The organism is Acinetobacter sp. A1-4-2, assembly GCF_040233925.1.
Taxonomy (GTDB): Bacteria; Pseudomonadota; Gammaproteobacteria; order Pseudomonadales; family Moraxellaceae; genus Acinetobacter.
The window spans coordinates 2,360,934-2,374,190 of sequence record NZ_CP157981.1; the positions used below are offsets into that span (position 1 = coordinate 2,360,934).

The 13,257-nt window shown below is 43.0% G+C and carries 11 protein-coding genes; 5 read left to right on the forward strand and 6 right to left on the reverse strand.

Annotation, left to right across the window (positions count from 1 at the left end; genetic code table 11):
* Positions 1-3: 3 nt before the first annotated feature.
* Together minE and ABJ384_RS11485 are read left to right on the forward strand one after the other, a co-directional pair.
* Positions 4-276: a cell division topological specificity factor MinE gene (minE, locus tag ABJ384_RS11480; protein WP_086196431.1), complete on the forward strand. Its 273-nt coding sequence runs from the start codon at positions 4-6 to the stop codon at positions 274-276.
* 242 nt (positions 277-518) lie between these two features.
* Positions 519-806: a PA4642 family protein gene (locus ABJ384_RS11485; RefSeq protein ID WP_086196432.1), complete on the forward strand. Its 288-nt coding sequence runs from the start codon at positions 519-521 to the stop codon at positions 804-806.
* Between the two features lie 79 nt (positions 807-885).
* Here the strand turns inward: ABJ384_RS11485 and ABJ384_RS11490 are convergent, their stop codons facing one another.
* Positions 886-1,788: an AEC family transporter gene (locus tag ABJ384_RS11490; protein WP_349927438.1), complete on the reverse strand. Its 903-nt coding sequence runs from the start codon at positions 1,786-1,788 to the stop codon at positions 886-888.
* Positions 1,789-1,941: 153 nt separating this feature from the next.
* Positions 1,942-5,031 (reverse strand): DNA translocase FtsK 4TM domain-containing protein, encoded by a 3,090-nt coding sequence (locus ABJ384_RS11495; protein WP_349929746.1) that lies wholly within the window; start codon positions 5,029-5,031, stop codon positions 1,942-1,944.
* Positions 5,032-5,316: 285 nt separating this feature from the next.
* On the opposite strand from ABJ384_RS11495, the gene trxB reads away from it, so the two are divergent.
* The 3 genes from trxB to ABJ384_RS11510 all read left to right on the forward strand — a co-directional run bounded on the left by trxB (position 5,317) and on the right by ABJ384_RS11510 (position 7,954).
* Complete coding sequence (gene trxB, locus ABJ384_RS11500; protein ID WP_180081831.1) at positions 5,317-6,273, forward strand: thioredoxin-disulfide reductase; 957 nt, start codon at positions 5,317-5,319, stop codon at positions 6,271-6,273.
* A gap of 114 nt (positions 6,274-6,387) precedes the next feature.
* Positions 6,388-7,119 (forward strand): leucyl/phenylalanyl-tRNA--protein transferase, encoded by a 732-nt coding sequence (gene aat, locus ABJ384_RS11505; RefSeq protein WP_166171128.1) that lies wholly within the window; start codon positions 6,388-6,390, stop codon positions 7,117-7,119.
* A gap of 19 nt (positions 7,120-7,138) precedes the next feature.
* Positions 7,139-7,954, forward strand: a complete 816-nt coding sequence (locus ABJ384_RS11510) for an arginyltransferase (protein ID WP_166171126.1) — start codon at positions 7,139-7,141, stop codon at positions 7,952-7,954.
* Positions 7,955-7,965: 11 nt separating this feature from the next.
* Here ABJ384_RS11510 and rimI read toward each other — a convergent pair whose 3' ends face one another.
* From rimI to fusA, 4 genes are all read right to left on the reverse strand, one after another.
* Positions 7,966-8,424: a ribosomal protein S18-alanine N-acetyltransferase gene (gene rimI / locus ABJ384_RS11515; RefSeq protein ID WP_349927441.1), complete on the reverse strand. Its 459-nt coding sequence runs from the start codon at positions 8,422-8,424 to the stop codon at positions 7,966-7,968.
* A 102-nt stretch (positions 8,425-8,526) separates the two neighbouring features.
* A complete protein-coding gene (locus tag ABJ384_RS11520) occupies positions 8,527-9,408 on the reverse strand; it encodes a metal-dependent hydrolase (protein WP_349927443.1) in 882 nt (293 codons plus the stop codon).
* Positions 9,409-9,804: 396 nt separating this feature from the next.
* Positions 9,805-10,995, reverse strand: a complete 1,191-nt coding sequence (gene tuf, locus ABJ384_RS11525; protein ID WP_200223815.1) for an elongation factor Tu — start codon at positions 10,993-10,995, stop codon at positions 9,805-9,807.
* Positions 10,996-11,091: 96 nt separating this feature from the next.
* Positions 11,092-13,227 carry an elongation factor G gene (fusA, locus tag ABJ384_RS11530; protein WP_086197644.1) on the reverse strand — a complete coding sequence of 712 codons (2,136 nt, stop codon included), beginning with the start codon at positions 13,225-13,227 and terminating at the stop codon, positions 11,092-11,094.
* Between the last annotated feature and the right edge of the window lie 30 nt (positions 13,228-13,257).

Sequence of the window (13,257 nt, forward strand, 5' to 3'; positions counted from 1 at the left end):
GAAATGGCAGGATTCTGGAGTAAACTTTTTAGTAGTGAGGATAAACCATCAAGTGCACAGACTGCTAAAGATCGCTTAAAAGTCATTGTCGCCTCTGAACAAGGTCTAGGCAAACGCTTAAGTCAGGAAAAGATTGACCTCATGAAGAAAGAAATCATGCAGGTGGTCAACCGCTATGTCCGTGGTGTAGATGAACAACACATTCAAATGTCGGTTCGTTCTGAAGCCAATATTGAAATGTTAGAAATGAATATCAATTTGCCTGAAGAGCGATAATCTGATTTTTGATTAGTCAAGCAAATTGAATCAAGGCAAAATATGAGCCTGAACAAAGCACTGCTTTGTTCAGGCGCAAGATGAGAAGCTTTGCTTCGAAGTTACCTGAACGATTTAGGTACTGCTTTAGTCAGCCGCAAGACGAGAAGCTGTGCTTCAAGTTGGCAGGGTCGAGCAAAACCGCTTTGTCTAGCCTCATATTTTGCCTTTTTTATTTTAATCAGTATACCAAGGAGATTGCGATGGCATTATCTCAGCCAGCAACGTTCAATGAAGAATGGTCAGATGAGCGTGTATTTGCCTACTTAACCCAGCTACCTCCTGCAGGCGTTAATGCTGATTTTCATGTGCTTTATCATGCATTCAAGCACATGCGTCCAAATGATTATGAGCGTTTACTGACTCAATTCGTTGCCGATGGCCGTGATGTCAATGCCACCAATCCTGAAGGTCAACGCATTCATGATGTGATTGCACAGTACCCGCGTCAAAGCGAAGGCTTTCTGGAAGTGCTTGCCAAGTTTGCTTAAGTAAAACATAAAAAGCCTGGCTGTTTGCATAGAACAGCCAGGCTTTTTTATCAAAATAATTTTCTTTTAAACCTTTATTTTAAGGCAGCAATAGCATCAATGCCGGAAAAGTCACCGCAAAACAGAGTGTCTGCAAACTAATTACAACCGCCATTAATCGATGATCACCCTGATATACCCGGGTCAGAATATAAGAAGCTGAAGCTGTCGGCAAACTAAAGAATACCACTAAAATCATGCGTTCTAAATGACTTAAATCAAAAGCCTGACATACTGCAAATGCCAAAATAGGCATGATGAGCAAACGCCCAAACACATTCATCAATAAACGATAGATATTGGTTTTAAACTGATCAAATTGCAATGCTGCACCAACTGACAGCAAACCTAAAGGCAAGCTCATTGCAGCAAGTAATTTCACAAGTTGCCCTATCCCATCAATTAAGGGCAGATTCAGCAGATTGAAACCAACGCCAACAATACAGCCGAGAATTAATGGATTTTTACTAATCGAAATAATTGTTTTTCCCAGGGTGTGCCAGTTTAAGCTCGATAATGCCAGTACCGACAAGATATTGACCAAAGGAATCGCGATAGCGATCAGCATGGCAAACATTTGCATGCCTTTCGGCCCAAATAAAGATGCCATGAGCGACAGGCCGATATAAGTATTAAAACGTACCTGGCTTTGCATATACACGCCGAAACGCTGTACCGGAATGTTATAGATTTTTTTAACCAGAAAAAGAGCCATAGCTGCCAGCAAAATTACCAGAATCAAGATTCCCAGCATGCTCGATACAGTAGCCATCTCCAGCTCGACATGAGATAAATTCAAAAAGAGCAAGCTAGGAAACAAGATAAAATAATTGAGCTTTTCCGAGTTTCCCCAAAATTCATCTGTGACAAAACGCGTCTGTTTAAGTAGATATCCCATTGCAATCAAAATGATCAATGGAAATAGCGCCATGACTATATTCATGCTCTACCTATATCCTTAATGAAGTATTTCAGTTTTTTCCTGAGCTGAACGATACTTTTGTTTTTCATGAATATTCACTTAATTTACCTTATATCGTCCAATTGTGCTCAAGAAAAAGGCCTGCATTTGCAGGCCTTTTATTGATATCTACACTTAAATTAAAATATCACGTTTACCGTTGGCACCCATACCGCTAACAATGCCATTTTCTTCCATCTGGTCAATGATACGTGCAGCACGGTTATAACCTAGGCTAAACTTGCGCTGTAGCGAAGACGTGGATGCCTTACGGGTTTCCAGCACAAAAGATACACATTGATCATAAAGCGCATCACGGTCGGAACCACCTTCTCCGCCATCTTCAAAACCACGGCTACTTGGCTCTTCATCAAATGGCGTTAAGATTTCATCGACATAGTTTGGTGCGCCACGTTCACGCCATGCATCACAAATGCGGTTCACCTCATCATCGGCAATAAAGGCACCGTGCACACGTTCCGGTTCAATCTTGCCTGGGCCAAGGAACAACATATCACCATGACCTAACAAGTCTTCTGCACCACCGGCATCCAGGATGGTACGCGAGTCAATTTTCGAGTTCACACGCAATGCTACACGGGTTGGAATATTGGCTTTAATCAAACCGGTGATCACATCCACTGATGGACGCTGTGTCGCAAGTAACAGGTGAATACCGGCAGCACGAGATTTCTGCGCCAAACGGGTAATCATTTCTTCGGCTTTTTTACCCACCTGCATGATCATATCGGCGAATTCATCCGCCACAATGACAATCGATGGCAATGGAGTCAGACGCGGTGCACGTTCGCCAACAACCGATTCGCTGGCTTTCCAAGTCGGGTCAAACAGTTCTTCACCATTTGCAATCGCTTCTTCAAGCTTACGGTTATAGTCGCTCAGCTTACGGATTTTCAGGAAAGACATCAGCTTATAGCGACGTTCCATTTCATTGACACACCAGTTCAAGGCGCTGACCGCATCTTTCATGTCGGTCACGACTGGCGTGAGCAAATGAGGAATATCGTTATAGTTGGCCAGTTCCAGCTGTTTTGGGTCAATCAGGATCAGACGTAGCTGATCAGGGGTGTACTTCAGCAACATCGATAGAATCATCGAGTTCACCGCAACCGATTTACCAGAACCTGTTGTACCGGCAACCAGCATATGCGGTGCCTTACCCAGTTCGGTAATCACGGGATTACCCGAAATATCTTTACCCATGGCCATGGAAAGAATGCCATCCGGATCATTGAATTTTGGAATCTGTACCAGCTCAATCAAGCGAACCATTTCACGGCTACTGTTCGGTACTTCAATCCCGATATAAGGTTTACCCGGAATGACCTCGACTACACGTACCGATGCCATCGACATCGAACGCGCCAAGTCACGTGAAATATTGGTCACTTTAGAGGCTTTTACCCCCGGTGCCAAATCCAGCTCAAAACGTGTCACCACAGGGCCAGGCTGTGCTTCTATCACTTTGGCTTTCACATTAAACTCTTGCAGTTTAATTTCAAGTAACTCGGATAATCGTGCCAATTGCTCGGCAGTGAAATTCACCTTCTTGTTAGGGTCAACCTCATCCAGCAGCTCCAGACCGGGCAACGGCGGCAAATCACGACGTTTTTGCGCCACCTGCATGGCACGGGACATCGGACGACCCATGGCATCGGTTAAAGGGGCATCCAGATCAAAATCATCTTCATCCAATTCAAGCTCGTCGACAGGTTTTCCAGCCGTTTCCTGCCAAACTTCACGGAAGGCATCTTTATTGGCAGCAATCAAGGCCTTTTCATCTTCAGAAATGGTGGATTGCGGCTGCAATTGAGTATTGATTTCTGCACGCACAAAGGCTGAGGATTGAGCATAACTACTCGTAGTACGTGCCACAGGCGCTGCTGGCTCCAAGTGATCCACCGGTAAATTATCTATTGGTAAATCATCTACCAGCAAATCATCCAGCTCATCAAACTCGTCATCCAATACGCTATTTTTAGGCGCACTATGATTCAGCGATGGCGATACCGTCATACTTGCAGATGCTGTCAGAATTTTTTCTTCAGGGATAATTGCTGCTGGTTCTGAGTTCACAGGATTAAATGGCGTATGTACATCTGTTGCCGTTTTTCCACCCGGCACAGCTGCAAGCAATTCATCAAAAATTTCGTCATCATCCCAATCCAGATTTTGCTTCGAGGTCTGCGGAGTCGTTGCTGCAGGTTGCTCATCAACAAATGCCTGAAAATGGTCATGTGGTGTATGGGGTCCAGATTCTTCAGCCGCTTTTAACAAGGCATCAATATCTTGGTTATGATTTTGATTTTCATCTGCATGTAATGCACGCCACACTTCACCTGTCGCCACGACACGTTGTGTATTCTGTTCCAGACGATGGGCTTTTTCTAAAATTTGTTCAAATTCCGCCTCATCTTCCTCATCCACCAGTTGTTGCTGCGCAGACTGCTCTTTTTCAACCATGTCATCGAACAGGCGCTCTGCAGCCGGATCACGAACGACTGGTGACAACTCTACTTCCTTATGTTCGGCTACTACTGCTACTTTTTCTGTGGCTGTTTTTTGTTTATTATTTACCAATGATTTTTTGACTTCAGGATTTGTCCGGTCAAATGCAGATTCAGCTTCAGGCACATTTTTATAAAATAAGTCTTGTAAATAAGCAGGTGTCGCCTTAAGCGTAACCCAGGTTTTGTTCCACTTCACCCCAAATGCAAAGGTGAATAAAACCAGCCAAAACAGCAGCAGAAAAGTGGTTGCACCATAAATAGTTAAAATCTGGGTAAGACTTTGCCCCAACTCATAGCCAATGATACCGCCCGACGAATTATCCAGCGTATCTGCAGGCACTTGCCAATACAGATACAACAGACTTGCTGTCGCCAGTAAAATAAAGAACTGTGCAGCATAGCGAAAAGGTTTATTCAAAAAGCTATACGGCCACCAGACCTGAACTGCCTCAACGAAGAGAAAAATTGGAATGAGCAAACTTGCCCAGCCTAAAAAACCGAACAGTAAATCTGCAATCCACGCCCCGGCAACTCCGCTGGCATTCGATACATGCTGGGTATCACTGGAAATGTGCATCCAGCCGGGATCAAAAGGCGTATAGGTCACTGTTGCAAGGAATAAATAAATTCCAAATGAAACTAAAAATAATGTCTTTATTAAGCGCTGTGCATAAACACTCGACACCGCAGTCATATACTGTCCTGTAACCAATTTTTCATTCATGTTTTTTGTAAGAAACTAAGACAAAATAGTTTCACAATAAACGCGTATTATGCACCTGTTCCACAAAAAAAGATGCAATATTATGTAGTGGCTGCTGCTTAGAAATATACCAGATTGAGTATCTAGCACAGCACTGTTGTTCTATATAGCTCAAATCGATTTGCATGATCAATAATATCGACTTTAATCGCACACCACTGTTATACAGTTTCACGTATAATTCCACAAATTTCTAAATAAAAAAGGATGCAGCTGATGAGCGCACGTCACTCAAGACTGATTATTTTAGGTTCGGGTCCTGCTGGCTATAGCGCAGCGGTCTATGCAGCACGTGCAAACTTGAAGCCAACCCTGATTGCAGGCTTGCAACTGGGTGGACAACTCACCACAACCACTGAAGTAGATAACTGGCCGGGCGATCCTGAAGGCCTGACCGGTCCTGCGCTAATGGAACGCATGCAGGCACATGCGGAACGTTTTGGCACCGACATTGTCTATGACCATATCAATGAAGTTGATTTAAGCGTTCGCCCATTTGTGCTTAAAGGTGATATGGAAGAATTCACCTGTGATGCGTTAATCATTGCAACCGGTGCGACAGCGCAGTATTTAGGTCTTGAGTCTGAAGCTGCATTTATGGGTCAAGGGGTAAGTGCATGTGCAACCTGTGATGGTTTCTTCTATAAAAACCAGAAAGTGATGGTGGTCGGTGGTGGTAACACTGCTGTAGAAGAAGCACTTTATCTTTCTAATATTGCTTCGCATGTGACTCTGGTTCATCGCCGTGATTTCTTGCGCTCTGAAAAAATCCTTCAAGATCATATTTTTGCTAAAGAAAAAGAAGGCAAAATCAGTATTATCTGGAATCATCAGGTCGAAGAAGTTCTGGGCGATGCAAAATCTGGCGTAACTTCTGTTCGTTTAAAATCAACCCAAGACGACTCAACACAAGACGTTGAAGTGACCGGGATGTTTGTTGCCATCGGTCACAAACCAAACAGTGCAATGTTCGAAGGTCAGCTGAACTTGCGTGACGGTTATATCCAGGTCCAAAGTGGTACGGCGGGTAATGCAACTGCGACTTCTGTTGCGGGTGTCTTCGCTGCTGGCGACATTGCTGATAGCGTTTACCGCCAGGCCATTACTTCAGCAGGTTCAGGCTGTATGGCTGCGTTAGATGCCGAGAAATATCTAGATGCTTTGGCTGACTGATTTAAATAAATCAATTCAACTCAAAAAAACCGTCCTCTTTGGACGGTTTTTTTTTGTATGATAAAAATCATAAATGTTTATTGCCAGTTACTCTTCTCGTTCAGGCTGAATCCCATGCATCCATTAGCTCCCTCAGAATTCATTTTTCCCGACCCCATCGAGGCTGATCCCGATGGCCAGGGACTAATCTGCATCGGTGCTGACCTCTCCCCTTCTACACTTTTTGAAGCCTACACCCATGGCTTATTCCCCTGGTTTTCTGAAGGTGAACCGATCTGCTGGTGGAGTCCGGAACCACGTTGCATTATCCGTCCGCAGGATTATCATCCAAGTAAGTCATTAATTCGAAACATGAAAAAGTTTGATTATCAAATCACGGTCAATCAGGCTTTTGAACGGGTTATCCGCTCTTGTGCCCTGCCGCGCAGCTATGCCGATGACACCTGGATTTCGGAAGATATTATTGAGGGATATTGTCAGCTATTTGAAGCCGGCTATGGCTACAGTATTGAGGTATGGGATGAAGGCAAAGTCGTTGGTGGATTGTATGGCGTGACCATTGGACACGGCTGTTTTGGTGAGTCGATGTTTAGCACGCAAACCGATGTCTCAAAAATGGCTTTTTATACTTTAATGCTGATTGGACAGGAAAATAATTTGCCCTGGATTGACTGTCAATTGGTCAATGATCATCTACTCAGCCTGGGAGCCTGTACACTTTCTCGCCAAGCATATCTTAATTCGTTACAAGATGTTGTAAAACAGTCCGCTATCGATTGGAAAAAATATCAAGAGGGTGTATTTTCAAGTAAAACAATAGCGCAAAAAGCGCGTTTAATGGAATGAAAATAAAAGAGGGATTGCCATGAATTCATATCACCCAAAGTCCCTACTTAACGATTTACAGTATTACATTACGCCACCGCATAACTGTAGTTATCTGGAACAAAAATCGGCACGGATGGTCTTTTTAGATCCTGCCCATCGTATTGACGTGGTCAGCCTGTCTGAACTTTCACGTCTGGGATTTCGTCGTAGTGGCGATTTTGTCTATCGTCCTGAATGCCATCTCTGCCGTCAATGTTTATCTTGCCGCGTACCTGTCTCCGAATTTGAAATGAACAATACGCAAAAGAAGGCATGGAAACGTAATCAGGATCTGACGGTCAAAATTACCCGCACAGCCGATGCTTCCAACATTCATTATCAGCTCTATGAACGCTACATCAATGAACGTCATGCCGATGGTGATATGTTCCCACCAAGTCTGGACCAATTCGAAAAATTTTTAGTACATAGCTGTACGGACAGTTTCTTTATCGAATTCTGGAAAGATGACAAACTGCTGGCTGTTTCTAGCTGCGATCCGCTAGATGATGGAATTTCTGCGGTCTATACCTTCTTTGATCCTGATGAAAGTCGCCGTTCACTAGGGGTTTTTGCCGTACTCAAACAGATTGAACATGTCAGAGCTTTAAGTTTGCCTTATGTCTATCTCGGTTATTGGGTTCCGCATTCCGATAAAATGAACTATAAATCGCAATATGTACCTTTGGAACTGTTGATTGATGGGCAATGGCGACGCTTAAACCGCTTGCTGAACCCTGAAGAAATTCAGCAATTGGGCAACTCCCTGATGACGACATTACCTTCAGGCTGGAACAACCCCATCATCAAGTAATGTCACCATTCCTATTTAAACAAACTTGCAAAATCATCTGTGCATGCTTTCACCATAATGATGGCATGCTCTTTTGATCCATCCGGATTTGGATAATAATTTTTACGTAAATCGATTTGATGAAAATCTGCTTTTTCATACAACTTGATTGCAGGGGTGTTAGACTCCCGTACTTCCAGAAAAATTTGTACGGGATTATTTTTCAGCATAGCAAGCGATGCATCCAGTAGCTTAAAACCTAGACCTTTGCCCTGCTGAGATGGATCAATCGCCATCAACAGCAAATTCGCTTCATCCAATACGGGTTGTAAAATACAAAATCCAACCACCTGACCATTTTGTTCAATCACTGTGCTCTGATAACTACTGACAGCTTCTTCAAACTGTTTAACGCTCCAGGGATGGCTTTGGACCAATCTTTCAATCTTTGCTACAGTCGATACATCCGCAGCTTGCATCAAACGAATCATCTTCGTTCATCTTATCTAGAATTAACCCTCGCATTATAAAAACTTTGTGATAAAAATCGAGTAAAAAAAAGAGCGATCATTATCGCTCTCTCATTTTTCAGCTTAAAAGGCTAATTTAGCCTTCCATTTTTCCAGTAAACTATGGGTATCGACATCATTCGGATGGAAACCTGGCTTGAAATACAACAACATTTCCTTGCCCATACCGGTAATCACGCCTTTAGATGGACTATAGGCATAGCTATAAATCTCCTGCAGTGAATCAAGGTTAAACTGTTGATCCTGTTTTAAAAGACGTGCAAGGAAATAACTTTGTACGATAAATAAAGTGGCCATTGCAATCACCAATGAAGAAGTGCGCAGAGCATATGACTTCAATCCCTTACCAAAGACTTCTTCGAATACATCATATGCCACTGCTTTATGTTCATTTTCTTCAATTGCATGCCACATCCACATGGTTTTCATGGTTTCATCGGTCATGAGTTCCTGGATATGGGCATTGCTTAAAAGCTGCGATGCTATGGTCGCAGTAAAATGCTCAAGTGCCGTGGTTGCAGTCAAATCCACCATTTCCTGAGTAATACCCACAGGTTTAGCTATTTTCGCCATCAATTTACGTGTGGTCTGAATCACTTTATCAGTATAGCGATCTAAGGTCTCCACATCATGCCCATATCTTTGTGCTGATGCATTAAAAGCCACATGTTCCTGGGTATGCATAGCTTCCTGGCCAATAAAAGCAGAGATTTCCTTTTGTAACTCTAGATTATCTTTTAAGGCAGGATGATGACGTACGGCACGAACACTGTCGATAAAAAAATTTTCGCCTGCAGGAAATAACGCTGATAGCGCTGTCATAAAGTGTGTCAACCCGGCTGAACCATTCATCCAGTATTCCGGTACGTGTTCAAAATCAAAGTTCATGCGGCGTACAGGAAAACTCGCACCGGCACGATTGCTCATATTGACCTTTGCATTCATGATGCTTTACTCCTATCTAGCAACGATATAACTAGATTCACTTTTGTTTTTCTTGATTGTTATATTACGTGTTTAAAAACTTGCTATAAGTGCAGATAGGGTCAGGAAAATATCAGTTTAGGACATGAGGAAAAATAAAGCACTGCTTTATTTTGACGCAAGAGAAAAGTACAATAAGTCAAATTATTTTTTTCGACGCAAGGAAATAAAGCCCTGCTTTATTCCGATGTAAGGAAATAAAGCCCTGCTTTATTCCGATGTAAGGAATAGAACAATAAATTATCACTTCTTTGGTGCCACAGAAAATCACCCGACTTAAAATTACATTTTAAGTATAGAAGATAAAAACCATAAAAAAAGCGTCCCTTTGGGACGCTTTTTTTACACAATCAATACTTATGCAGTTACTTTAGCAACAACACCAGCACCAACTGTACGACCACCTTCACGGATCGCAAAACGTAGACCTGGGTCCATTGCGATTGGGTGGATCAATTCTACTGACATTTCTACGTTGTCACCAGGCATAACCATTTCAACGCCTTCTTTCAAAGAAATCGCGCCAGTTACGTCAGTTGTACGGAAGTAGAACTGTGGACGGTAACCGTTAAGGAATGGAGTGTGACGACCACCTTCTTCTTTAGAAAGTACGTATACTTCTGCATCGAATTTAGTGTGCGGCTTGATTGTACCTGGTTTAGCAAGTACTTGACCACGTTGAACGTCTTCACGTTTAGTACCACGTAGAAGAACACCACAGTTCTCGCCTGCACGACCTTCGTCAAGCAATTTACGGAACATTTCTACGCCAGTTACAGTTGTCTTAACTGTATCTTTGATACCTACGATTTCAACTTCTTCGCCTACTTTCACGATACCTGATTCAACACGGCCAGTTACTACTGTACCACGACCAGAAATAGAGAATACGTCTTCGATTGGCATCAAGAATGCTTTGTCGATTGCACGTTCTGGTTCTGGGATATAAGTGTCAAGCGCTTCAACAAGAGCAAGAACTGAAGATTCGCCGTATTGACCAGCGTCACCGTTAAGTGCAGCCAAAGCTGAACCACGGATAACAGGAGTGTCATCACCAGGGAAGTCATAAGTAGAAAGAAGTTCACGAACTTCCATTTCAACCAGTTCAAGCAACTCTTCGTCGTCTACAAGGTCACATTTGTTCAGGAACACAAGGATGTAAGGTACACCTACTTGGCGAGACAAAAGGATGTGTTCACGAGTTTGTGGCATAGGACCGTCAGTTGCAGCACACACAAGGATCGCACCGTCCATCTGAGCAGCACCAGTGATCATGTTTTTAACATAATCGGCGTGTCCTGGGCAGTCTACGTGAGCGTAGTGACGAACCGGAGAATCGTATTCTACGTGTGAAGTATTAATGGTAATACCACGTGCTTTTTCTTCTGGTGCAGAGTCAATTGCTGCGTAATCTTTCGCTTCACCGCCGTAAGTTTTTGCACAAATAGTTGCAATCGCAGCAGTTAAAGTAGTTTTACCATGGTCGACGTGACCAATTGTGCCCACGTTTACGTGTGGTTTGTTACGTTCGAACTTAGCCTTAGCCATGAGATCTTCCTTATTAAAATACTTATGGAGGGTTAACTCCATAAGTGATTTTGGTTTTTAACTATGAATTAGTTTGGGCTTATAGTAATCGAAAGATTACTCGTCGTCACCTTTTTTACCACCAGATTGGAACTTGCTGATGATGCCTTCAGCCACGTTACGTGGAGTTTCAGCATATTTAGCGAATTCCATAGAGTATGTCGCACGACCTTGAGACATAGAACGCATTTGAGTCGCGTAACCAAACATCTCAGCCAATGGAACTTCAGCACGGATTGCTTTAGTACCACCAGGTAAATCGTCCATACCTTGAACCATACCACGACGACGGTTTAAGTCACCCATGATATCGCCCATGTAGTCTTCTGGAGTTTCTACTTCAACTTTCATGATAGGCTCAAGCAAGATAGGATCTGCTTTCATGAAACCGTCACGGAATGCGTAAGAACCAGCCATTTTGAACGATAATTCGTCAGAATCGACATCGTGGTAAGAACCATCAAATAGTGTCGCTTTAATACCCACAACAGGGTAACCAGCCAATACACCATTCTTCATACGTTCTTGGATACCTTTATCCACAGCACCGAAGAATTCTTTAGGAACTACACCACCAACAACTTCTTCAGCGAACTCGTAGTCTTTACCAGCATCAGCATCCATTGGTTCTAAACGTACGTATACGTGACCAAATTTACCTTTACCACCAGTTTGACGAACGAATTTACCTTCTTGTTCAACTGTCTTTTTGATCGTTTCACGGTAAGAAACCATTGGTTTACCAATGTTTGCTTCAACACCGAATTCACGCTTCATACGGTCAACAATGATGTCAAGGTGAAGTTCACCCATACCAGCAATAATGGTTTGACCTGATTCTTCGTCAGTACGAACGCGGAATGATGGATCTTCCTTAGCCAAACGACCTAAAGCAATTGACATTTTTTCTTGGTCAGCTTTAGTTTTTGGTTCAACAGCCAATGCAATTACTGGCTCTGGGAATTCCATACGTTCAAGTGTGATGACATTTTTCTCATCACAAAGTGTATCACCAGTTGTAACGTCTTTAAGACCTACACACGCAGCGATATCACCCGCACGGATTTCTTCAACGTCTTGACGATCGTTCGCGTGCATTTGCACGATACGGCCGATACGTTCACGTTTAGATTTAACCGGGTTATAAACAGAGTCACCTTGTTTAAGAACACCAGAATAAACACGTACGAATGTCAAGTTACCTACGAATTTGTCGTTCATGATTTTGAACGCAAGCGCAGAGAACGGAGCTTCGTCAGATGCTTCACGAATTGCTTTAGTTTCAGCTTTATCGTCAAGTACACCTTCGATTGCTTTAACTTCAGTCGGTGATGGCAAGAATTCAATTACTGCGTCCAACATACGTTGAACACCTTTGTTTTTGAACGCTGTACCACAAAGCATTGGTTGAATTTGACAAGCCAAAGTCTGAACACGTAGACCAGCAACGATATCTTCTTTAGAAAGATCGCCTTCTTCTAGGTATTTGTCCATTAGCTCTTCAGAAGCTTCAGCAGCAGCTTCAACCATATTGGTACGCCATTCTTCAGCAGAAGCTTGAAGTTCAGCCGGGATATCACCGTATTCGAACTTCATACCTTGTGAAGCTTCATCCCAGATGATCGCTTTCATTTCGATCAAGTCGATCACGCCTTGGAAGTTTTCTTCAGCGCCAACAGGGATAACTACAGGTACAGGAGATGCACCTAAACGTGTCTTCATTTGTTCAACAACACGGAAGAAGTTTGCACCTGTACGGTCCATCTTGTTCACGAATGCTAAACGAGGAACTTGGTATTTGTTCGCTTGACGCCATACAGTTTCAGACTGAGGTTGTACACCACCTACAGCACAGTAAACCATACATGCACCATCAAGAACACGCATAGAACGCTCAACTTCGATTGTGAAGTCAACGTGTCCCGGAGTATCAATTACGTTGATACGGTGTTCTGGGAACTGTTTACTCATACCTGACCAGAATGTAGTCGTAGCAGCAGAAGTGATGGTAATACCACGTTCTTGCTCTTGTTCCATCCAGTCCATTGTTGCTGCACCATCATGTACTTCACCAATTTTGTGAGATACACCTGTGTAGAACAAAATACGTTCTGTAGTCGTGGTTTTACCAGCATCGATGTGAGCTGAGATACCAATGTTACGGTAACGAGAAATTGGGGTTTGACGAGCCATGATTTCTTGCATTCCTAAATTTTGTTGTTT

What these genes read in the sequence shown, in the direction of transcription:
- minE (WP_086196431.1), top strand. Translation starts at nt 4, where the DNA reads ATGGCAGGATTCTGGAGTAAACTTTTTAGTAGTGAGGATAAACCATCA.
- ABJ384_RS11485 (WP_086196432.1), top strand. Translation starts at nt 519, where the DNA reads ATGGCATTATCTCAGCCAGCAACGTTCAATGAAGAATGGTCAGATGAG.
- ABJ384_RS11490 (WP_349927438.1), bottom strand. Translation starts at nt 1,788, where the DNA reads ATGAATATAGTCATGGCGCTATTTCCATTGATCATTTTGATTGCAATG.
- ABJ384_RS11495 (WP_349929746.1), bottom strand. Translation starts at nt 5,031, where the DNA reads ATGACTGCGGTGTCGAGTGTTTATGCACAGCGCTTAATAAAGACATTA.
- trxB (WP_180081831.1), top strand. Translation starts at nt 5,317, where the DNA reads ATGAGCGCACGTCACTCAAGACTGATTATTTTAGGTTCGGGTCCTGCT.
- aat (WP_166171128.1), top strand. Translation starts at nt 6,388, where the DNA reads ATGCATCCATTAGCTCCCTCAGAATTCATTTTTCCCGACCCCATCGAG.
- ABJ384_RS11510 (WP_166171126.1), top strand. Translation starts at nt 7,139, where the DNA reads ATGAATTCATATCACCCAAAGTCCCTACTTAACGATTTACAGTATTAC.
- rimI (WP_349927441.1), bottom strand. Translation starts at nt 8,424, where the DNA reads ATGATTCGTTTGATGCAAGCTGCGGATGTATCGACTGTAGCAAAGATT.
- ABJ384_RS11520 (WP_349927443.1), bottom strand. Translation starts at nt 9,408, where the DNA reads ATGAATGCAAAGGTCAATATGAGCAATCGTGCCGGTGCGAGTTTTCCT.
- tuf (WP_200223815.1), bottom strand. Translation starts at nt 10,995, where the DNA reads ATGGCTAAGGCTAAGTTCGAACGTAACAAACCACACGTAAACGTGGGC.
- fusA (WP_086197644.1), bottom strand. Translation starts at nt 13,227, where the DNA reads ATGGCTCGTCAAACCCCAATTTCTCGTTACCGTAACATTGGTATCTCA.